The 21,210-nt window shown below is 43.7% G+C and carries 22 protein-coding genes; 21 read left to right on the forward strand and 1 reads right to left on the reverse strand.

All coding sequences use genetic code 11. The features are described from left to right. The first annotated feature begins 45 nt into the window (after nt 1-45). The 21 genes from pepV (at nt 46) to G414_RS0105985 (ending at nt 20,786) form a co-directional block, all read left to right on the forward strand. Nucleotides 46-1,467, forward strand: a complete 1,422-nt coding sequence (gene pepV, locus G414_RS0105885; protein ID WP_022791896.1) for a dipeptidase PepV — start codon at nt 46-48, stop codon at nt 1,465-1,467. Between the two features lie 148 nt (nt 1,468-1,615). Next, entirely contained in the window at nt 1,616-2,581 is a 966-nt protein-coding gene (locus tag G414_RS0105890; RefSeq protein ID WP_022791897.1) for a DUF1002 domain-containing protein, read from the forward strand. A 117-nt stretch (nt 2,582-2,698) separates the two neighbouring features. Then, nucleotides 2,699-3,364, forward strand: a complete 666-nt coding sequence (locus G414_RS07395) for a biotin--[acetyl-CoA-carboxylase] ligase (RefSeq protein WP_081634573.1) — start codon at nt 2,699-2,701, stop codon at nt 3,362-3,364. Between the two features lie 116 nt (nt 3,365-3,480). Next, nucleotides 3,481-4,047: a guanylate kinase gene (locus G414_RS0105900; protein ID WP_022791899.1), complete on the forward strand. Its 567-nt coding sequence runs from the start codon at nt 3,481-3,483 to the stop codon at nt 4,045-4,047. Nucleotides 4,048-4,062: 15 nt separating this feature from the next. Then, a complete protein-coding gene (locus G414_RS0105905) occupies nt 4,063-4,398 on the forward strand; it encodes a hypothetical protein (RefSeq protein ID WP_022791900.1) in 336 nt (111 codons plus the stop codon). A 105-nt stretch (nt 4,399-4,503) separates the two neighbouring features. Beyond that, entirely contained in the window at nt 4,504-5,325 is an 822-nt protein-coding gene (locus tag G414_RS0105910; protein ID WP_022791901.1) for a DUF6681 family protein, read from the forward strand. A gap of 171 nt (nt 5,326-5,496) precedes the next feature. Beyond that, nucleotides 5,497-6,225 carry an amino acid ABC transporter ATP-binding protein gene (locus G414_RS0105915; RefSeq protein ID WP_063067352.1) on the forward strand — a complete coding sequence of 243 codons (729 nt, stop codon included), beginning with the start codon at nt 5,497-5,499 and terminating at the stop codon, nt 6,223-6,225. A 12-nt stretch (nt 6,226-6,237) separates the two neighbouring features. Beyond that, entirely contained in the window at nt 6,238-7,077 is an 840-nt protein-coding gene (locus G414_RS0105920) for a glutamate ABC transporter substrate-binding protein (RefSeq protein ID WP_022791903.1), read from the forward strand. After that, nucleotides 7,077-7,724: an amino acid ABC transporter permease gene (locus G414_RS0105925; protein WP_022791904.1), complete on the forward strand. Its 648-nt coding sequence runs from the start codon at nt 7,077-7,079 to the stop codon at nt 7,722-7,724. Before G414_RS0105920 ends, G414_RS0105925 begins: the two co-directional genes overlap by 1 nt. Before the next feature lie 3 nt (nt 7,725-7,727). After that, nucleotides 7,728-8,384, forward strand: coding sequence for an amino acid ABC transporter permease (locus tag G414_RS0105930; protein WP_022791905.1), 657 nt, complete (start codon nt 7,728-7,730; stop codon nt 8,382-8,384). Between the two features lie 223 nt (nt 8,385-8,607). Continuing rightward, on the forward strand, nt 8,608-10,233 hold the full coding sequence (locus G414_RS0105935) for a peptide ABC transporter substrate-binding protein (protein WP_022791906.1): 1,626 nt from the start codon (nt 8,608-8,610) through the stop codon (nt 10,231-10,233). Between the two features lie 94 nt (nt 10,234-10,327). Beyond that, nucleotides 10,328-11,248, forward strand: coding sequence for an ABC transporter permease (locus G414_RS0105940; RefSeq protein WP_022791907.1), 921 nt, complete (start codon nt 10,328-10,330; stop codon nt 11,246-11,248). A gap of 11 nt (nt 11,249-11,259) precedes the next feature. Continuing rightward, entirely contained in the window at nt 11,260-12,285 is a 1,026-nt protein-coding gene (locus tag G414_RS0105945) for an ABC transporter permease (RefSeq protein ID WP_022791908.1), read from the forward strand. A gap of 17 nt (nt 12,286-12,302) precedes the next feature. Next, entirely contained in the window at nt 12,303-13,412 is a 1,110-nt protein-coding gene (locus G414_RS0105950; RefSeq protein ID WP_022791909.1) for an ABC transporter ATP-binding protein, read from the forward strand. Nucleotides 13,413-13,414: 2 nt separating this feature from the next. Further along, a complete protein-coding gene (locus G414_RS0105955) occupies nt 13,415-14,365 on the forward strand; it encodes an ABC transporter ATP-binding protein (RefSeq protein WP_022791910.1) in 951 nt (316 codons plus the stop codon). 110 nt (nt 14,366-14,475) lie between these two features. Continuing rightward, nucleotides 14,476-16,527, forward strand: coding sequence for a DHH family phosphoesterase (locus G414_RS0105960; RefSeq protein ID WP_022791911.1), 2,052 nt, complete (start codon nt 14,476-14,478; stop codon nt 16,525-16,527). 19 nt (nt 16,528-16,546) lie between these two features. Beyond that, nucleotides 16,547-16,999: a 50S ribosomal protein L9 gene (gene rplI, locus G414_RS0105965; RefSeq protein WP_022791912.1), complete on the forward strand. Its 453-nt coding sequence runs from the start codon at nt 16,547-16,549 to the stop codon at nt 16,997-16,999. A gap of 190 nt (nt 17,000-17,189) precedes the next feature. Further along, nucleotides 17,190-17,420, forward strand: a complete 231-nt coding sequence (locus tag G414_RS0105970; protein ID WP_420031176.1) for a SemiSWEET family transporter — start codon at nt 17,190-17,192, stop codon at nt 17,418-17,420. 144 nt (nt 17,421-17,564) lie between these two features. Then, nucleotides 17,565-18,983, forward strand: a complete 1,419-nt coding sequence (gene dnaB, locus G414_RS0105975) for a replicative DNA helicase (RefSeq protein WP_022791914.1) — start codon at nt 17,565-17,567, stop codon at nt 18,981-18,983. 26 nt (nt 18,984-19,009) lie between these two features. Continuing rightward, the gene (locus G414_RS0105980) at nt 19,010-20,215 is read left to right on the forward strand and encodes an MFS transporter (protein WP_022791915.1); all 1,206 of its coding nucleotides are present in this window, start codon (nt 19,010-19,012) and stop codon (nt 20,213-20,215) included. Nucleotides 20,216-20,237: 22 nt separating this feature from the next. Next, a complete protein-coding gene (locus tag G414_RS0105985) occupies nt 20,238-20,786 on the forward strand; it encodes an FUSC family protein (protein ID WP_022791916.1) in 549 nt (182 codons plus the stop codon). A 25-nt stretch (nt 20,787-20,811) separates the two neighbouring features. Here the strand turns inward: G414_RS0105985 and G414_RS0105990 are convergent, their stop codons facing one another. After that, a complete protein-coding gene (locus tag G414_RS0105990; RefSeq protein WP_022791917.1) occupies nt 20,812-21,192 on the reverse strand; it encodes a YbaN family protein in 381 nt (126 codons plus the stop codon). Nucleotides 21,193-21,210 lie beyond the last annotated feature (18 nt).

The raw sequence follows: 21,210 nt of genomic DNA on the forward strand, positions 1-21,210 counted from the left end.
TTAGCGTATAATCAAGATTAATTTATTGAGTGGAGGGTAGGAAAAATGACAAAGCAAGCAACATGGCTAGCAGATGCCTTACAATACCAAGATGCTTTACTTGCGGACTTAGAGGATATGATTCGAATTAAGTCTGTCCGTGATGATGAGGCAGCAACCCCCGATGCACCATTGGGTCCAGGACCTAAAGCTGCACTACAAAAGTTTTTAGAAATTGCTAAGCGCGATGGTTTTCGGACTGGTAATTACAAAGATTTGGTAGCTTACGCTGAATTTGGTCCAGAAGACGCTGAGGAAACACTAGCGGTTATTGGACACTTGGATGTGATGCCAGCTGGCGATGGCTGGACGAAAGAACCTTTTGAACCGGTAATCGAAGCGGGTCGCTTATATGGTCGTGGTTCGTCGGATGACAAAGGACCAACTTTTGCTGCTTACTATGCTTTGAAGATGTTAAAAGACCAGGCAGTAACCTTAAAGCGTAAAATCGTTTTTGTTGTTGGTATTGATGAAGAGTCTGACTGGACGGGCATGGATGACTTTTTTGCTGAATATGGGATGCCAACAATGGGCTTCTCCCCTGATGCTGAGTTTCCAATTATCAATGGAGAAAAGGGAAATGTTTCAGCGGTAACGCGTTTTGGTGGTACCAATGGTGGGGATTTGACCTTAGTATCCTTTGCCGCTGGTCAACGACCAAACATGGTTCCCGGTACTGCCCAGGCAGTGATTGAAACGGCTGATCCTAAAAAGCTGGTTACTGATTTAGAGACCTACCTGGCTAAGGAAGATCGCGTACAAGCCAAGGCAGCAGTGGACGGTCAAAAGGTAACGATTACCTTATTTGGCCATCAAGTTCATGGCGCTATGCCGGAAACAGGTACCAATGCTGGTACCTTCTTGGCTAATTTCTTGAAGGATGAACCTTTTGCTGGTGATGCAAAAGGCTTCCTAACTTTCCTTGGCGATCAATTACATGATGATACCCAAGCTAAGAAGATTGGTGCAAAACGGCATGATGACTTGATGGGTGATTTGTCAATGAATGTGGGTATTCAACAATTTAATGCGGGCCAGGATGGTCTCATTAATGCTAATTTCCGTTATCCACAAAACATCACTGCTGATGAAATTGTGGCGGCCGTTCAAGCTGCCTTGCCAACTGAATTTAAGGCAACGGTTGCTGCTGAAGGCCATGGGATGGGACCCCATTATGTATCAGGCGATGATCCTTTGGTTAAGACCTTGTTAGATGTTTATCGTCAACACACTGGTTTGCCAGCTGGTGAGCGTGTGATTGGTGGAGGAACCTTTGGTCGTCTGTTGAAGCGAGGCGTAGCCTTTGGCGCTATGTTTGAAGGGGTGCCAGATACGATGCACCAAGCAGATGAGTTTTATCCAGTGGCTGACCTGTCACGCTCAATGGCTATTTTTGCCCAAGCTATGTATGAGTTAGCAAATAATTAAACTGAATCGTGGTTTAACCCAATCCTTGCCTGGTCGTGATGGCAGGGGTTGGGTTTTTTAAGCATTGCGAAGGAATAACTGGTAAAATAATGACAGATAAGTTTAACCAAAGAGAAAGGCAATTCACATTATGAAAAGACATTCTTGGATGACCATCCGTATTTTACTGGCTACAATGGTCGGCCTAACCGCGTTGATTAGCAGTATGTATGTGCAGGTGGCCAACGCCGCCCAGACCCAGGCAGAGCAAAATCGACCTCTTTCCCAACCGTATGTAGTCTATGGTGCAGCAGCCCAGCAAAAGCATCAAGTGGCACAGACCTTGGGGGTCACAGCTAAGTATGCAACCTTGACTACCACGGGTGCCGATGCGCGATACATCGGCTTGTCAGGGATTAGTGATGAAGCCATGATTAGTTCCGTGGCTTTAGCACCTGCAGAGCCAGGGACGGGGACCTTAGTGAATATTGAACCCTTTGAAGGTCAAAATAATATTTTACAGGTAAAGTCCCAACAATATGCCATGGCTGCTACCATGGCCGGGGTCAAGGATGTCATTATTACCGTGACGGCGAATAAGCCAGTTTCGGGAGAAGCTGCCTTGGCCGGGGTATATAAGGCCCTAGATCAAGATGGTATTCCCCTCGATGACCAGAACACGGCTGCGGCAAATAATGTCCTGTCGGCCACTAGTGGGGCCATCCAAGATAATGCTGATGATAAAAAGTATCCAGGTAAATTGACGGCAGCGGTAACTGAAACAGCGGGTGATCTAGCTAAGGAAAAACAGGCGGGAAATCCTATTACGATCAATATTATCATCGACCAATTGACAATTAATTTGCGTAAGCAGGGCATCGAGAAGCAGACCAGCAGTGTTGCTGTGCAAAATATCAGCCAGGCCTTAAGCGAGGTCAATGCAGCGCCAATTTCTGATTCTAAAGGGTTTATTAAAAACACGGGTCATTTATCCGATACCTTACAAGATTCGGCGGGTGATGTGATGGCGAAGGTAAAGGATTTTGCTAATTCTGCAGATGCAAAAGAAGCGACGAATTGGTTCATGATCAATATTTGGGAACCTGTTAAGCAGTTTTTGGCAAACTTGTTTTAATAGGTAATAATTATGGACCAGGTTAAATTAAGAAGACTGTTAAAACGAATAAAACCAATTGACTTCCAGATGTACCAGCAAATCGATTCGACTAATTTGGCGGCCAAATGACAGGCGCTGGTCTTAGCAACTAAGGAAACACCAACCTTACTACTTGCTAATGAACAAACTGCTGGTTATGGTCGCCAAGGTCGACCGTTTTTGTCGCCAAGGGCGGTCGGTCTTTACATGACCCTGGTCCTACCAGGCGTTAAGTTGAAACAGCTTGATGCGGGGCAGGTGACGATCACCATGGCTGTCGCGACCGCCCAGGCAATATCCCGGACAGTCAGGCGGGAGGTTAGGATTAAGTGGGTTAATGATCTTTACTATCTGCAACATAAAGTGGCTGGTATTCTGGTTGAAGGCTGGCAGCAGGATGGGCAGTCAGCTTTAATGATTGGTTTAGGGTTAAATCTAATGTCAGCTGATTATCCCTTAGCTTTGCAAAAAAAAGTTGGCTCGCTGGCACTGGACCAAGTTGACAAAGCATCCTTAGTAGCAGCTATTATAGAACGATTTTTTTATTTGCAAACGCAACCTTTTGCCCAAGTGATGTCCATTTATCGAAACTTATCTTGTTTGCAGCACCGCAACGTCATTTTGCAGGTGGCGGGACAACAAATCAGGGGACAGGTAACTGGATTTGATCAACACGGTGGCATTCAATTAGAGACGGATCAAGGACAGCGCACCTTTTATAGTGGCGAAGTAATTAAGGTAAATGTTTTGCCTAAGCAATAATGTATCCGGTCGAGGATGAGGCTCTAAAATCTTAAGTTTGACCTATTATTTAAAGCATAAACTATAGGCACCGTAAAGAAGTGCAAGTTGTGGGGAAGAGGAGTGTGATCAGCCACATGAAACGAAAAGTGTTTGTTGTGACCGGAAATACAGGAACTGGCAAGACATCGGTTACGAAATATTTGAATGACTTTTATGAAATGCCAAAGGTGATTACGCATACTACTCGGCCACCACGGGAAGGTGAGCAAGACCAAGTTGATTATTATTTTGAATCACCAGAATCGTTTAAGCAAAACCACTATTTAGAAACAGTACAGTATAATGGGTATCACTATGGGTCCTCGACCGAGGGGTTAGAACGCGCTTGGCAGAAGAACCCTCTGATTACCATTGTTTTAGATACGGCTGGCGCCCAGACATATGCGCGTGAGTTGCCAGCTGATGAGGTTGTCGTAATTTATCTAACAGTTAGTGAACCGGCGGATTTGATTCACCGGCTAGCTAACCGTGGGGATGATGTGGCTAAGATTGAATCACGGCTTAAGAGCAAAGAATATCAACGTGATTTGACGTTGCCAGCCGCTTTAGCCAAGGGCAGCCATGTGGTGGTAAATGATGATTGGGCTGACACTAAGCGGCAGATTGATCAGATAATTAAGGAAGAGATTAGTGAAAGTTGAGAGGAGGCTAATTAAATGGCATATCGAACACCACCTTTTATTACGCCAGTAGCATTAGTTTCAATGATTTTAGCTTTAAGTGCAGGGAATGCGGTGGTTAATGTGTCTACCAAAACCCACAATGGGGCACCACGAAGTTCACAAAGTGTGACTTCTTCAGGGAGTGAAGAGCAGCAATCTAATACTGAATCTACGAGCCGGTCGACGACTGATAGTCAATCAGTTAGTGAAAGTGGCCAACACAGTCAACATGAAAGTAGTCAGCAAGCTAGTAGTGAAAAGACGAAGGATCAAACAGATGATCAAAAGCAATCAAGTAAGCAAGGCGATGATAATCAAGACCATGATTAACAGGCAAATCAGGCTACTAGTAGTTCTGCTAGCAGTTCAACGGCTGTTAGTTCAAGTACTACTACCCCTGCGGCGAATAACCAAGAAACAGGAGGACAGTAAGCCATGTTATCATTGCTGGATTTATTAAACCATTACCTGGGTTTCTTTAATGTTAATTCGAAATTAAAAGGACGCATTTACTCTGTAATGGCGCTGGCTGGGGATGCCTATATCTTTTACTTGGCTACTCAATACATGATGAATAAGGCCTATTTGCGCGGTGGCCTGATTCTTTTGGCTGGACTCGTTATTTTGTATTTTGCCGTTATTAATATTGTCTATTATTTTACGGAAAAAACGGTTAAGTGGGACATTTCACCCTGGCTAGCTAAATATATGGGCAATAAACCTGAGGAGGGTAGTACTGGCGCTCAAACGGTTGCTTTTGTGCCCTCAAATGGAGTTTATGCTAAGGGTAAGGTTCTGCCAGCCACCGTTAGTGCCGATGCTGATATGCAAGCAGAATTAAAAAGTGTAGTCGAACAATTACAAGCACAACATTTAATGCAAGAAGATTACGGTCAATTGAGTCCTGAGCAGCAACTCAAACGTTTAGCAGGAACAGATGATGTGATTTATGCAAATGAACCCGGAACACCGTTACCCTATTATCGATTAGAAGATGAACATAATGGGTTGGCGATCTATGGCGGTTTAAATGAAATGTTTGCTAAGCGGTTGGGGCGCATTACCCGCGTTGGGTTACAAAAGACAGCCGATGCACAAAAAGAGTATGATCTCTATATTGCCACCGCCGTGATTACTGGTGGTCCCGGTCATGAACGTGGCCGGTCAGGCTTACATACGGTGGTCCACCCTTACACCTTAAAGGTCGAGTTAGCCTACCAGAAGAGAAATAATAACGAACATTCTGATAACAAATAACCATTTAGTTAAGCTAATCTTAGTAGTCAGTGATTGACAGGGTTAATTGTTAAGCATAATATTATTAATAATAGCACCCGGCATGGATAGACTATGTCGGGTTTTTTCTTAGCAGACAATGCAGATATCAAGAGTGTAGGCTGTATGTTAGAGGAGGAGTCTGGGATGTCGATGATAGAATTTAAAGATGTTGAGAAGTATTACGGTGATTTTCATGCCCTTAAGGATATTAATTTGGATGTTGAAACAGGCGAAACCGTGGTGCTCATCGGTCCTTCTGGGTCAGGTAAATCAACCTTAATTCGCTCTGTTAATGGTCTGGAAACGATTCAAAAGGGCCAATTAATTGTAAATGGTCAAGATTTAGCGGATCCTAAAACGAATTTAAATCGGATTCGTAAGGATGTGGGGATGGTTTTTCAACATTTCAACCTTTATGCGAATAAGACAGTCTTGGAGAACATTATGTTGGCTCCCCGTTTAGTCTTGCATCGAGATGAAGCCGAGAATAAAAAAGTTGCCATGGGTCTACTAGAAAGAGTTAATTTAGTTGATCAGGCAAATAAGTACCCCTCAACCTTATCTGGTGGTCAGCAACAGCGGATTGCCATTGCGCGTTCTTTAGCCATGAAGCCAAAGGCGTTGCTTTTTGATGAACCAACATCAGCCTTAGATCCAGAAATGGTTAATGACGTTTTAAAATTTATGCGTGAAATTGCGCAAGATTCGTCGATGACCATGTTAGTTGTGACCCACGAGATGGGCTTTGCCAAGCAAGTTGCAGATCGAGTTATTTTTATGGCTGACGGTCAAATCCTAGAAGATTCGCCAACCAAGGAATTCTTTGAACAACCAAGTGAACCACGTGCGCGCAAGTTTTTGTCACAGATTGTGCATTAGGAGGTGGTGAAGATGGCAAGAAAAGTTAATCAATGGTTAGCAACGGCCCTGACCACCGGTGGGATGGTCTTACTGGCCTTGGGCTTATCGACTGCAACGGCCTCAGAAGTTAAGAATGAAGCCTACCAACGTATTCAAAAGAGTGACCAAATGGTTTGGGGTGTGAAAGGTGATACGCGGTTAATGGGCTTGATGGATATTAAGACTGGTAAATTACAAGGTTTTGATATTGATATGGCCCGTGAGGTAACGCATCATATTGACCCTAAGTTAAAAGTGAAGTTGACTCAAGTTACTTCGGGAACCCGGGTACCAATGCTTTTAAATGGGAATATTGATGCTGTCATTGCAACCATGACCATTACGCCGGAACGACAGAAGGTGGTTGCCTTTTCTGACCCTTACTTTAATGCCGGGCAGGCGATCATGGTCCGTAAAGATAGTAAGATAAAGTCAGTCAAGGATCTTAATAAGTCAGGAGTTAGAGTCCTTGGGGTAACTGGGTCTAATTCTGAACAAAATATGAAAAAGGCTGCGCCTAAAGCTAAGGTGGTTAGTTTACCCGACTATGCAACTGCAATGACGGCTCTGGAAACTGGGCAAGGTGATGCGTTGACTAGCGATAGTGGTATTCTTTATGGACTTGCTTATGGGGATCAGAAGGTTAAGGTGGTCGGCAAAACCTTCACCGAGGAGCCCTATGGAATTGCCCTAGATAAAAACAACCCCAAGTTGCAAAAAAAGGTTAACCAAGCCATTAAAAAGATGCGCAAGGATGGTAGCTACGACCACTTGGTAAAGAAGTGGTTCAGTAGGGTGCCTGGTCTTGACTGGAAGGAGATTGCTAAATAATGTGGACATTATTTCAAAGTCATGCAAATGAATTTATTTCTGGTTTTGGTTGGACCATTTTATCAAGCATCATTGCGCTGGCAGGATCGTTAGTTTTAGGGACTGTCTTTGCCTTAATGGAAGTGGTGCCGAATCGCTTAACCAATATAATTGCAAAAATATATATTGAGATTGTACGAAATATCCCGTTGCTGGTTATCACGATGTTCTTTTATGTGGTTGTGGCCAGAGTCTGGCATCTAAATGGTTTTGCAGCAGGTACGATTGGTTTGACCCTTTATACATCAGCCTTTATTGCTGAGACGGTTCGGGCTGGTATTAACTCAGTTGATAAGGGCCAACTAGAAGGCGCTTTATCCAATGGCCTTTCCTGGTGGGAAAGTATGCGCTATGTGGTGTTACCACAAGCCTTTCGTTTGGTGATTCCGCCATTGGGTAACCAATTTATTTCCTTGATTAAGAATTCATCCATTTTGGCTTTCGTAGCTGGCATGGATTTAATGTATCAAGCCAATATGTTATCGCAGGCGACCTTTGATACCTTTGGTCCCTACATTATTGTGGGTATCCTCTACCTGATTTTAACGATGCCCCTAAGTTATTATATGCAGTATTTAGAAAAGCACTTAGCACAAGGGGGGGCCTAAACAATGCAAGAATTAATACAAGCTTATTCATGGATTAATTTACGCTTTCTCCTAATGGGGTTGTGGGTGACAATTGAAGTTTCTGTCATTTCAATCGGTTTGAGTTTTGTGATTGGGTCACTCTTAGGTATTATCCGTTATATGAAGTTAGGCTGGTTTTCTAAAATTGTCGGCTTTATTGTTGACGTGATTCGTAACCTGCCCCTGCTGTTAATTATCTTCTTCACCTATTTTGGGTTACCTAAGATTGGTATCCATATGGGCGTGATGATGTCGACAACGGTAGCCATGACAATCTTTGAGTCCGCCATGATTGCTGAAATTGTCCGTTCTGGAATTCTTGCTGTGCCAAAAGGGCAGTTGGAAGGCGCCCTATCAAATGGGTTAACCATGCCAGAAACGTTATGGCATATTTTATTGCCCCAGGCCTATAAGAAAATGATTCCTCCTTTGGTATCACAGTTTGTGTCGTTAATTAAAGATACTTCTTTAGCAACGATTATTATGTTGCCAGAGGTAACCTTCCGGGCCCAAACGATTTATGCGCAAAAGCCCCAGGCCATTATTCCCATGTTTATCATGTTGGCCTTACTTTATTTCGTATTAAACTTTACAGTTTCACAACTAGGCAGTTATTTTGACCGTCGTATGGAAGCTTAATAAGAATAAACCAGAAAAAGAACTAGTGTTTACGGCACTAGTTCTTTTTTCTTAGCTAAATTAAGGTTTTTAATGAGTAAATGTAAAGTAAAATACGCATTTGATTAAAATAATGTGGATAAAATTAGAAAAATGATTGACAGTGTTAATATGACAGTTTATATTTGTTAAACAAAGTTGATTTCTCATCAAATTTTAAGAAGAGTAAAAGAGGGTACCGGTTATGAAAAAACTAACAAAGAACATTGCACTCTTATCGGCTGGTCTCGCAACTGCGGGGGCCCTTGGCACCGTTTCAGCGGATGCAGCTAAGTATAAAACAATTCGTTGGTCGCAAAGTGACATTCTAAGTAGTATGGATCCATCAAAGACAACAACGAATATTGATTTTACTGCCATTACAGCTACTGGTGATGGCTTGTACCGGGCTAATCAAAAAGGCGATTTTGTACTGTCAGCGGCGGATTCAGTTGAAGAATCAGAGGATGGCTTAACCAACACCTTTAAATTAAAGCCTGATTTGAAATGGTCGAATGGTGATCCACTGACGGCCCACGATTTTGTTTATGGTTGGCAACGGACGAATGATCCTAAGACGGCGTCACAGTATGCCTACCTGTACTCGGGTATCAACAATGCGGATGCCATCCAAAAGGGTGATGAAAAGGACTTGAGTAAGCTAGGGGTGAAAGCCTTGGACGATCAGACCCTGCAGGTTGAATTAGAAAAGCCAATGCCACAGTTAAAGTCGATTCTTGCTAATGCACCGTTCTTCCCACAAAATGAAAAGTTCGTTAAGCATGCGGGCAAGAAATACGGGACAGCCGCTAAGTACACCTTGTCTTCAGGCCCTTATAAGATGAAAAAGTGGTCTGGTTCTAGTGATACCTACACCTTAGTTAAAAATAAGAACTATTATGATGCGGATGTTGTTAAGACACCAAAAATCAAGATGGCCACGGTTAAAGAGCAAAACACTGGCTATAACCTATACAAGTCTAATAAGTTGGACTATACGACCCTGTCACCAGAACAGGTAAAGAAGGCTAAGAATACTAAGGCCTACCGGACGATTCCAGAAGCTACGACAGCCTACCTTCAACTGAATGAAAAGAAGGTTAAGGCCTTCAAGAATACCAAGGTGCGGCAAGCCTTCTCTTATGCAATTGACCGTGAGACCTTTGCTGATAAAATTCTGACTGGTAGCGCAACGCCAGCTAAAACGTTTACCGCAACGAAGTTGGTTAAGGATCCTAACACAGGAAAGGACTTTGCTAAGTCAGCGGCAGTCAAAGGAGTCAACACCTACAATCTTAAAAAGGCTCAGAAGCTTTTGAAACAGGGAATGAAGGAAGCCGGGGTTAAGAAGATTAAGGTACAAATGTTGACCGACGACACATCTGGTGCAAAACGGTCAGCCCAATTTGTTCAGTCACAGTATGAAAAGCTAGATGGCGTTAAGGTAACGATTAAGACCGTGCCATTTAAGCAACGGATTAACCTATCTGAGAAGCGTGATTTTGATATGGTGGTTTCCCTCTGGGGAGCTGACTATGCTGATCCATCAACCTTCTTAGACTTGTATAAGTCCGATTCTTCCTTCAATGAAGGTGGCTGGAAGAATGAGGAGTACGATCAACTCCTTGATGATGCAGCCAATAAGAACGTCAATGATCCTAAGGCACGCTTTAAGGATTTGACTAAGGCAGAACAAATCTTAGATAAGGAAGCTGGCTTAGTACCTTTGTACTACCGGTCACAGGCAGCCTTGCAACGGACTAGCATTAAGCACATGGTTACAAACACCTCTGGAGCTAGTTTCGACTGGAAGTGGGCCTACAAAAAATAATTAAAACAGGATAGATGCATGAACAGCATGGTGGATGTTGACGTCTACCATGCTGTCCTTGTGCTAACTACAAGATAGGAAGGTTTGTTGAACAATGTTTAAATATGTTATGAAACGCCTAGGGATTATTGTTTTTACCCTAATCTTAATTATTTCGGCGACGTTCTTCCTAATGAAGTTAATGCCTGGTTCGCCGTTGGCAAATGCCGAACGTCTATCAGGTGATCAGCAGCGGCTAATTGAGGCCCAATACGGCTTGGACAAGCCACTGTTGGTTCAATACTGGAACTACTTGGTTAATGCCTTGCATCTTGATTTTGGAACATCCTTCCAGTTTCAAGGACAACCGGTATCAACCTTAATTGCACAGCGCATTGGCCCTTCGGCTCAACTGGGAATTCAAGCAATTGTCTTTGGGGTGATTGCCGGAATCGGGCTAGGGGCGGCGGCAGCAGTCCGGCGTAATACGAAGACTGATACTGCGCTGTCTATTTTGGCCGTATTAGGTATCTCAGTTCCTTCCTTTGTGGTGGCAGCGCTATTGCAATATTACATTGGCTTAAAGCTTGATTGGTTACCAATTGCGGGTTGGGAAGGTTTTGCCTATACAATTTTGCCTACCATTGCCCTAGGCTTACAGCCGCTGGCGATTTCGGCTCGCTTTATTCGCACGGAAATGGTTGAAGTGATGGGGTCGGACTATATCGAATTGGCCCGGGCTAAGGGCTTGTCTCGTAGTGAGATCGTTTGGAAACACGCTTTGCGAAATTCACTGATTCCCCTGGTTACCTTAATTGGCCCCATGGCCGTTAATTTGATGACCGGATCAATCGTCATTGAGCAGATCTTTACCATTCCCGGAATTGGTAGTCAGTTTGTTAATTCTATTTTGACGAACGATTATCCGGTAATTATGGGGACTACAATTGTATATTCAATGATGCTGATGGTGGTCTTGCTCATTACCGATGTTGTCTATGGGTTAATTGATCCCCGCATTCGCTTGGCAGATTAAGGAGGAAAACAATGGCTGAACAAGCAACAGGATTAACAGCTGAAGGGTTTGATTTTATACCAATGGATCGGGCCATGACGGCCGAAAAAATTGATCGTCCTGCATTAAGTTTCCGCCAAGATGCTTGGCGGCGGTTAAAGAAAAACAAGGGGGCTTTGGTCTCGTTTTGGATTCTGATCATCGTCTTCTTGTTTGCCTTTTTATCGGTTCCCTATGCGAATCCTAAGACTACTTCCCATCAAGATGTGATGCAGCAAAATTTACCACCTAAGCTGCCAGGAAATATTCCAGGTCTTCGTGGTGAAACAGTGGTTGATGGTGAAAAGATTGATGCTTATGCTGACGCTGGTTTACCAAAGGATGTCTACCATCCCTTTGGAACTGATGAATTTGGTCGGGATCTCTTTAAGCGTGTTCTCTATGGAACACGGGTTTCATTAGAAGTGGCGCTGATTGCTGCCCTGATTGACTTAGTGATCGGAATTACCTTTGGAATGATATCTGGTTGGATGGGTGGCCGTGTTGATCTGGTCATGCAACGGATTATCGAAATTGTATCTTCTATTCCAAACTTGGTAGTCTTTGTGCTTTTAATTTTAATTATGAAGCCTGGCATGTTTTCAATTGCCTTAGGAATTGCGCTCACTTCTTGGGTGACGATGGCCCGTCTGGTACGAGCTGATGTCCTATCAGCGAAGGAACAAGATTATATTTCCGCAGCACGAACTTTGGGATCAAGCTCTTGGTGGATTGGGCTTAAACACCTACTACCTAATATGTCATCAACAATTATCGTCCAGTTGATGTTTACTATTCCATCAGCAATTTTCTTTGAAGCTTTGCTTTCTTATATGGGGTTAGGTATTCCCGTACCAATGGCATCATTGGGAACCTTGTTGAATGATGGACAGAAGGTCTTTCAGTTTTATCCTTATCAATTAATTATCCCAGCGATTGTCTTATCAGTGATCATGATTGCCTTTAACCTGCTTGGCGACGGGTTACGAGATGCATTTGACCCACGGACACGGGATTAGAAGGAGTGAAGACGGTTATGGCAGAGAAAGTACTTACAGTAGATAACCTAAAGATTAATTTTCATACTGATAGTGGTGAGGTACAAGCAATTGGAGACGTCTCCTTTGATCTAGCTAAAGGTGAAACCTTGGCGATTGTGGGTGAGTCGGGTTCAGGGAAGTCGGTGACAACCCGATCAATCATGGGCCTATTAGCGAAAAATGCGCAAGTAGACCACGGACAAATCACCTTTAAGGGCCAAAATATTCTTGATCTATCAGAGAAACAGTTACAAGACTTGCGAGGATCGGAAATTGCTATGATTTTCCAGGACCCAATGACCTCCTTGGATCCTACGATGAAGATCGGCCAGCAGATTGCCGAACCATTGATTAAACATCAAAAGCTGAGTAAGCAAGCAGCTTTAGAGCAAGCCTTGGAGATGATGAAGGCCGTTGGAATTCCAAATGCTGAGGCCCACCTTAATGACTATCCCCACCAGTTTTCTGGTGGAATGCGCCAACGAATTGTGATTGCGATTGCCTTAATTGATCATCCGGAAATTTTGATTGCTGATGAGCCAACAACGGCCCTTGACGTTACAATTCAAGCACAAATTTTAAATCTTATTAAAAACATCCAACAGGCTAGTGCGTCATCTGTAATTTTTATTACGCATGACTTAGGGGTTGTAGCTGGAGTGGCTGACCGCGTTGCCGTTATGTATGCTGGTCAGATTGTTGAGATTGGGACCGTGGATGAGATCTTCTACTTTCCACAACATCCTTATACTTGGGGCCTGCTTAATTCGATGCCAACGGTGGAGACTAGAACAGGTGTCTTAGAATCTATTCCAGGTACGCCACCAGATTTGTTAAATCCACCAGTTGGGGATGCTTTTACAGCTCGAAATAAGTATGCGCTGGCAATTGACGAACAGAGGCAACCGCCTTACTTTCAATTGTCGCCTACTCATTTTGCGGCAACCTGGTTACTAGATGACCGGGCACCTGAAGTAACGCCACCAATGGAGATTCAACGCCGCTGGCAACGTTATATCAAAAAGCATCCTGAAGCACTGGAACAACGAGCACAGGCGAAAGAGGTGTCAACGACCTTAGCATTAACGGGAAAGGAGGATATGTAAAGATGGCTGCAGGGAACAAGAAATTAGTTGAAATTAAACATTTAGACATTACCTTTAACCAGGGTAAACGTAACGAAACCCGAGCCGTCCAAGATGTTTCCTTTGATATTTACCAAGGTGAGACCTTTGGCCTGGTTGGTGAATCTGGTTCTGGTAAAACGACCATTGGGCGGGCAATCATGAAGCTCTACCAGCCGTCTAAGGGTGAAATAGTAATGGATGACAAGAACATTGCTGACTTAAAGAGTAAGGACGATTTGCGTAAGTTCCGGCAGCAAGTTCAAATGATCTTCCAAGATCCGCAAGCATCCTTAGATTTGCGAATGAAGGTTAAGGATATTATTGCGGAGGGTGTAGATGCTAATCATTTAGCAAGCAGTGATGAGGAACGATCACAAATTGTAACTGAGATGCTCGAAACGGTTGGTTTAATGAAGGAGCATGCAAACCGCTATCCTCATGAATTTTCTGGGGGCCAACGGCAGCGTATTGGGATTGGCCGGGCTTTGGCGGTGCAGCCACGCTTTATTATTGCTGATGAACCTATTTCGGCCCTAGATGTTTCTATTCAAGCTCAAGTTGTCAATTTGATGCAGGCCTTACAACGAGAACGTGATTTAACCTATCTGTTTATTGCCCATGATTTGTCAATGGTTAAGTATATTTCTGACCGGATCGGTGTTTTGCATTGGGGCAAGATGCTTGAAATTGGACCAGCGGATGAGGTTTATGCGCATCCCTTGCATGACTATACCCGTTCTTTGTTAAGTGCGATTCCAGTGCCGGATCCTGAAATTGAACGGCAACGGCGTCCCCAAGTGTATGATCCTAGTCGTGAATTAGATGGACAAGCTCGGCAAATGATTGAAATTGCACCTAAGCATTTTGTGGCGGCGACAAATGATGAGATTCCCTTTTATCAAGAGCGCGCCAGGCAAGAAGGATTAATTTAGAAAATAGAAACGACGTCTGGGTGGCCTATTCGGGCGTCTTTTTGTGTTGAGCTGGTTTCATGGTATAATTAAGTTTAATTATTAAAGTTTTCATTAAGGAGATAAACTAGGTGAAACGAGAGAAAAAGCAGTATGCGTTTCCAGCTTTTTTGCGGGATAAAGGGTTAGCGTGGATTGCAGGCCTGGTTTCATTAATTGCCCTACTAGGGACCTTGCTCGCTTTTCAGGTGAATGTCCTCATTGGGATGGTCTGGGTAGCGCTAGTGGTGATTGCCCTAGTGGTTATTTTTAAGACCCTTAAAACAATTGGTGAGTACACAGCGCACTATATTAATAAGCTGTCCTATCGGGTGGCCCGTTCTGAACAGGAAGCCACATTACAAATGCCGGTTGGGATTCTTTTGTATGATCAACAGGGAAATATTAGTTGGATTAATCCTTTCTTACAAAAGCTGTTAGATGATCATATTATTGTTGGCGAAGCCTTAACTGCAGCGGTACCTGACTTAGAAACAATCATTGATGGTTGGGGTGATCAACTGGCCCAGCTGGAAGCTGATGGCGCTGATAGTAGTGCCTACATGGCCGATTTAACTTGGGCTGAACATCAGTTTAAGGTGAAGGTACAACCGGACGTTAGGGCAGTCTACTTTTTTGACAATACTGAGTCAGCTCGGCTGCGCCAAAATTTTGATGACCATCGATTAGTGATTGGCTTAGTATCGGTAGATAATTATGATGAACTGACCGAAAGCATGAGTGATGCTGACTCATCAGCTCTAAGAACCTTTGTGACGCGCTCACTCCTATCCTGGATGAGTGCGCATGATATGTATGTTCGCCGAATTTCGGTTGATCGTTATTTAGTGGTTGGTTATCGCAGCGGTCTGCGTGAGGCCGAATTGGATAAATTTAGTATTTTAGATAACATTCGTGAGGCTACCTCAGCACAAAATACACCCCTTACGCTTAGTATCGGTCTTTCTTATGGTGAAGAGTCAATTACGCATTTAGCTGAAAATGCACAGGCTGATTTAGATTTGGCGCTTGGTCGTGGTGGTGATCAAGTTGTTGTGCGTGCTGCGGATGGTGAAGCCCGTTTCTATGGCGGAACGACTAATCCGATGGCGAAGCGGACGCGGGTGCGGGCGCGTGTTATCTCACAGGCCCTGGCTGATTTGTTTGAACAGGCTGACCAAATTTTTATTGTTGGTCATGCACGGCCGGATATGGATTCATTTGGGGCAGCCTTGGGCGTAAGGCGTTTAGCCGAGATGCGTGACCGGCCAGCCTGGGTAGTTTATGATGAAAAAGAGACGGTGCATTCGGACATTCAGCTCTTATTAGCGAATTTAGCTGAAGAGCCGCGCGATGAACATGCTATTATTTCGCCGGCTGAAGCTTTAAAGCAGGCGACATCACGTAGTTTATTGGTGATGGTGGATCATTCTAAGCCGTCAATTTCAGAAGATCAGGCTTTGTATGAAAAATTAGCTGACCGTGTAGTGATTATTGATCACCACCGGCGTGGGGAAGAATTCCCTGAGGAACCACAGCTCGTCTATGTTGAATCTTATGCCTCATCGACATCAGAATTAGTTACGGAGCTCTTTGAATATCAACCTGATAACGTGCGCGGTATGACACGGATTGAGGCAACGGCTATGTTGGCGGGTATTCAAATCGATACCAAGTCCTTTACTGTACGATCTGGTACGCGAACCTTTGATGCGGCTAGTTATCTACGATCAGTGGGGGCCGATGGTCAGTTACTGCAAGAGTTCATGAAAGAATCCCTAGATTCATATCGGAGTCGCTCACATTTGATTGAACGGGTTCAACTTCATGGGACGGCTGCCATTACCGTGGGTGAAGATGATATTACCTATGATTCAGTGGTGGCGGCCCAAGCTGCGGATTCTTTGATGCAGCTAATTGGAGTTAAAGCATCCTTTGTGATTACACGTCGGGATGAACATACCATTGCTATTTCGGCTCGTTCGGACGGTACAGAAAATGTGCAATTGATTATGGAACAAATGGGCGGTGGTGGACATTTGAGTAATGCGGCAACCCAGTTAAAAGATGTCACAACTCAAGCGGCTTATCAACAGTTAGTAACAATTTTAGATGAGCAAACGAAGGCGGCTGAAGAGGAATAGATACTAGGAGGTTGAAGGAATGAAAGTAATCTTTTTAGAAGACGTTAAGGGGCGTGGCAAGAAGGGGGACATTAAGGATGTTCCAGATGGTTATGCAAACAACTTTTTAATTAAGAACCATAAGGCTGAACCAGCTACGACGCAAAATATTGCTGCTACTAAGGGTAAGCAAAAGGCAGAACAACGTGAGGCTGCTGAAATTAAAGCCCAAGCCCAAGCTTTGAAGGCTAAACTGGAAGCTGATGATGCCGTTGTCGAATTAAAGGCTAAGGCCGGAACTGATGGTCGCCTCTTTGGTGCCATCTCAACCAAGCAAATTGTGACGGCAGCTCAAGAACAGTTAGGTATTAAGTTAGACAAGCGTAAGATGGAGATGCACCAGCCAATCAAGGCACTCGGTTACCGGACGATTCCTGTACGGTTGCACAAGGACGTTGAGGCCAAGTTGCGTGTGCATACAGCTGAACAATAAGGGCGTAAAGTTAAACGATTATTGAAGGTATACTCAATATGCTTGACTAAGTTACTAGGTTGGCTATGATTGTAGTTAATACTATTGAGGAGATAAGGACATGCCCTTAGAATTTGATAATAAAGACTCACAAAAGACTGATAAACCGGTACCAGCTGAGCGCATCAATCATATTAAGCGAATTGGAACCATGGCGACGGTCACTTGTATTTTAATGTACGGTGCTTATATTTCGATGATCTGGAGTAATCTTCATGGTCACCCGGTCGGTATTTTACAGCCCTTTATTGCGATGATTAATGCTAGTTTATGGACATGGTATGGTTTTGCTAAGACCCATCCAGATAAGCCAATTATCATTTCAAACTTGCCTGGAATTGTTTTTGGACTTTTGACCGTCATTACAAGTTTAATGGCCTAGTGAACTAGTTTGATTTTTTAAAGACCAATGCTTTGCCGACAGAGGCAGGTATTGGTCTTTATTATGTGGAAAAGGATGGGTCACCTGATTTAACATGTTAGAATGAACAGTAATTGAAGTTTGCAGTGATAAAGGAGCAGGCACATGGTAGAAGAGCAACAAAACCAATTATTAGGGGCTCCACAAGATATTGCCGCTGAACAGGCGGTTCTTGGTTCGATTCTCTTGTCAACTGATCCGACAGACCTCGTTGCCCAATTATCAACTATTTTAGTCGCTGATGATTTTTTTCGGACGGCCCATCGGCTAATTTACGCGGCGATCATTCGTTTAGATGAAGCACAACGGGCAATCGATGTGTTAACCATTTCAGATGAATTAGAGAAGGCTAATCAGACTGAAAATGCGGGCGGGATGGCCTATTTGACCGAATTAGCCGCCAGTGTGCCTGTAGCGGGTAATGCAATTTATTATGCCCATATTGTCAAAGATAAGGCCTTACGAAGGGCATTAATTGATACTTTACAGGCTGGGGCGCAGGATTCGTATGAGGGTTCTGAAAATGTCGAGGATTTACTGGCAGAGTTGAGCACCAAGCTAGATACAATTAATGCTGGCGAAACGGATACTGATTTTAAAAATATTGCCGATGTGGTGAATCAGTCATTTGAACAAATTGAACAAAATTCACGGACTGAAGAAACGGTAACCGGTTTGGCAACGGGCTATCCAGCCCTAGATAACCTAACGACTGGGTTTCATGGTGGAGAAATGATTGTTGTTGCTGCTCGACCGGCGGTTGGAAAGACGGCCTTTGTGTTGAATATCGCGCAACGGGTAGCGGTAGCGGATCCTACTTTGCCAGTCGTCATTTTCTCCCTAGAAATGCCGGATACGTCATTAGTAAACCGTATGTTAGCAGCCGAAGGTAATATTAATTCACAGCATTTGCGAACTGGTCAGCTTGAAAATGATGAATGGAATAATTTAGCTGTAGCGATGGGGTCGTTATCTAATACGAAGATGTTTATTGATGATACACCGGGTATAAAGGTTACGGAAATACGGTCGAAGTTACGGCGCCTACAGAAAAAAGAGGGGCAGCTGGGCTTGGTTATTATTGATTATCTGCAACTGATTGAAGGCACCAGCCGTGATGGTCGTCAACAAGAGGTTTCAGCTATTTCGCGGGCAATTAAAAAAATGGCCATGGAGATGGACGTGCCAGTAATTGCTCTGTCACAACTGTCGCGTGGTGTTGAACAGCGACAGGATAAGCGACCAATGCTATCGGATATTCGTGAATCGGGTTCCATTGAGCAAGATGCGGATATTGTTGCCTTCTTATATCGGGAAGACTATTACGAACGTGATAATGAAGATACTGATAACCCACAAGATCCCCGAGATGAGGGCCAACAAGATGTGGGGGAAGTCGAAGTCATTATTGAAAAAAACCGTTCAGGAGCGCGTGGTACGGCCCGGTTGTTGTTTGTTAAATCGTACAATAAATTTTCAAGTATTGATTACCGTGGAGATGATGAGGCGGGTGGTTTTAGTTAAAGGATAAGTAAAATAGGGGGAGTTAAATGAAAAAAACAAATATGTCGATCACCTGGCTTTTAGTGGCTAGTTTTATTAACAACTTTGCAGCAGGGTTTATCTGGCCAGTGACAACGGTTTACTTGCATAATAATTTGCAGCAGAGTTTGATCACCGTTGGTTGGGTTATTTTAGCTAATTCAATTGGGCAAGCCTATGGCTCAATCCTAAGTGGACGTTTATTTGATCGTTTTGCCCCCTATCGTCTCATTCAGATAGTGGTCGCCCTAATGATTGCGACGCAAATCAGTTTTATCTTGTTTCATGGTTGGCCTCTCTATGCCCTTAATCTTACGGTCTGTGGATTCTTAAGTGGTTGGATATTAGCGATTTTGAATGCATATGGGACACGAGTGGTGAATGTTGATGGTCGCTTTGTTTTTAACATGTTGTATTTTACTAGTAATTTTGGAATGGTCTTTGCTACAGCTTTAGTCGGGGTGATCTTCCCCTTAGGAATTGTCTGGTTGTTTATTTTATCAGTGATTCTTTATGTGTTGCTTTTGCTAGTCGTCAAAGTCCATTTTAATTTGACCTTTGTTAAAAAGGAAACCGATCAAGCAACCACAGTGGCCCCCTTATCTGAATGGAATCGACGGATCATTTACGTAACCATTGGTGGCTTGGTAGTATTATGGATTGCGTATGCTCAGTGGTTAGGTAATTTATCGGTTTATATGACCGATACCTTGCATTTGCCCTTATGGCAGTACTCCATGTTATGGACGATTAATGGAGCTTTGATTGCAATCATTCAAATTGTGATTAATACACTGAATTTATCTACTAGTCGGCGGGCAATGTGGATTCAAATCTTTGGTGGCTTGTTGATGTTTGGCTTGGCCTTTTTGATATTGCCCTTTGCTAAGACCTTTACCGGTTTTGCGTTGGCAATGGTGGTGACCACCTTTGGAGAAGCTACGGCATTTCCTATGATTCCGGCCTTGGTTAATGAACTGACGCCGTCCTATTTAAAGGGGCGGTACCAAGGTTTAGCTGCGGCGGCACCATCAATTGGACGGGCCTTTGGACCTGTATTGGGTGGTTTTGTCATTGAACACCAGGGTTATCAAACCTTATTTTATGGTGGGTCGGGCTTAGTTTTGATCACCTTTATCCTGGTTTTAGCTACGGTGGTATCAGGCTACCGTTACGTAACGGAGTATAATCAGCCGGTAAAGAGTAAAAAGTAAGTAAGGAGTAAGGGGAACGCGTATGGAGCTGGGTAAGTTTAAATTCAGGCTGGGCTTGCGGACGGTGAAGACCGGCCTGGCCGTCATGATTATCATTATTCTGTTTTTACTATTACACCGAGGGAACCCGATGATTGCTTGTTTAGCAGCCGTCTTTGCCATGCGTCAGGACTTTGGCACAACGGTTAATTTTGGAACGCGTCGGGTACTAGCCAATGCAATTGGTGGTGTCTTCGCGATGATTTATGTCTTTTTCATTGTACAAACGCATGGGGCCCACTGGGTTGAAATCATTGTCGCCCCTGGCCTATTGATGATGGTTATTATCTTAAATGATGGGATTAATAATAATAAGGGGATTATCGGTGCCTGTGCTGCCTATTTAATGATTTCAATGATGGTACCGGCTGATGGTGAATACCTATACGCCTTTTCTAGAGTCATTGATACGTTTATTGGAACAATTGTCGCGATTATTATGAATTATGGGGTCGAGCCAACTGGGGTTGCTGATGAAGTTCGACGCGATTTAGCTAAGTTGCAGGCAAAAGAAAACATGACTAAAAAATAAAGGAGTAGCCAAAATGGCTACTCCTTTATTTTCTAAACCAATTAGTCATCCACCAACCGCGGTAAAAGCCTTCCATACTGATAATTTGTGTCAGGGAGCAGGCAATTAATACTAGTCGCAACCATAGCTTAGGGACCAAGAAGAAGGGAATCGCCATACAAGTAGCCGAGACTAAGTAAATTACAATCCGTTGCTTTTGCGATAATTTACGTTGATAAACACCTTCATCTACATATTTTTGGTAGTAGGGGTTCGCTAAGAGCCAGGTATGCAGACGGTTAGATGATTTAGCGAAGAGAAAGGCTGCTAGAACATAGAAACCGGTCGTTGGAATGCCGGGAATCCAGATTGCGACAGTCCCGAGACCAAAGGCAACTAGACCTAGTAAAATATAGACATAACGCATGGGGTTACCACCTTTTTT

This window comes from Weissella halotolerans DSM 20190 (genome assembly GCF_000420365.1).
In the GTDB taxonomy this organism is placed as follows: Bacteria; Bacillota; Bacilli; order Lactobacillales; family Lactobacillaceae; genus Weissella; species Weissella halotolerans.

Coding starts and splice junctions, on each gene's coding strand:
- pepV (WP_022791896.1), top strand. CDS start 46: ATGACAAAGCAAGCAACATGGCTAGCAGATGCCTTACAATACCAAGAT.
- G414_RS0105890 (WP_022791897.1), top strand. CDS start 1,616: ATGACCATCCGTATTTTACTGGCTACAATGGTCGGCCTAACCGCGTTG.
- G414_RS0105900 (WP_022791899.1), top strand. CDS start 3,481: ATGAAACGAAAAGTGTTTGTTGTGACCGGAAATACAGGAACTGGCAAG.
- G414_RS0105905 (WP_022791900.1), top strand. CDS start 4,063: ATGGCATATCGAACACCACCTTTTATTACGCCAGTAGCATTAGTTTCA.
- G414_RS0105910 (WP_022791901.1), top strand. CDS start 4,504: ATGTTATCATTGCTGGATTTATTAAACCATTACCTGGGTTTCTTTAAT.
- G414_RS0105915 (WP_063067352.1), top strand. CDS start 5,497: ATGATAGAATTTAAAGATGTTGAGAAGTATTACGGTGATTTTCATGCC.
- G414_RS0105920 (WP_022791903.1), top strand. CDS start 6,238: ATGGCAAGAAAAGTTAATCAATGGTTAGCAACGGCCCTGACCACCGGT.
- G414_RS0105925 (WP_022791904.1), top strand. CDS start 7,077: ATGTGGACATTATTTCAAAGTCATGCAAATGAATTTATTTCTGGTTTT.
- G414_RS0105930 (WP_022791905.1), top strand. CDS start 7,728: ATGCAAGAATTAATACAAGCTTATTCATGGATTAATTTACGCTTTCTC.
- G414_RS0105935 (WP_022791906.1), top strand. CDS start 8,608: ATGAAAAAACTAACAAAGAACATTGCACTCTTATCGGCTGGTCTCGCA.
- G414_RS0105940 (WP_022791907.1), top strand. CDS start 10,328: ATGTTTAAATATGTTATGAAACGCCTAGGGATTATTGTTTTTACCCTA.
- G414_RS0105945 (WP_022791908.1), top strand. CDS start 11,260: ATGGCTGAACAAGCAACAGGATTAACAGCTGAAGGGTTTGATTTTATA.
- G414_RS0105950 (WP_022791909.1), top strand. CDS start 12,303: ATGGCAGAGAAAGTACTTACAGTAGATAACCTAAAGATTAATTTTCAT.
- G414_RS0105955 (WP_022791910.1), top strand. CDS start 13,415: ATGGCTGCAGGGAACAAGAAATTAGTTGAAATTAAACATTTAGACATT.
- rplI (WP_022791912.1), top strand. CDS start 16,547: ATGAAAGTAATCTTTTTAGAAGACGTTAAGGGGCGTGGCAAGAAGGGG.
- G414_RS0105970 (WP_420031176.1), top strand. CDS start 17,190: ATGGCGACGGTCACTTGTATTTTAATGTACGGTGCTTATATTTCGATG.
- dnaB (WP_022791914.1), top strand. CDS start 17,565: ATGGTAGAAGAGCAACAAAACCAATTATTAGGGGCTCCACAAGATATT.
- G414_RS0105980 (WP_022791915.1), top strand. CDS start 19,010: ATGAAAAAAACAAATATGTCGATCACCTGGCTTTTAGTGGCTAGTTTT.
- G414_RS0105985 (WP_022791916.1), top strand. CDS start 20,238: ATGGAGCTGGGTAAGTTTAAATTCAGGCTGGGCTTGCGGACGGTGAAG.
- G414_RS0105990 (WP_022791917.1), bottom strand. CDS start 21,192: ATGCGTTATGTCTATATTTTACTAGGTCTAGTTGCCTTTGGTCTCGGG.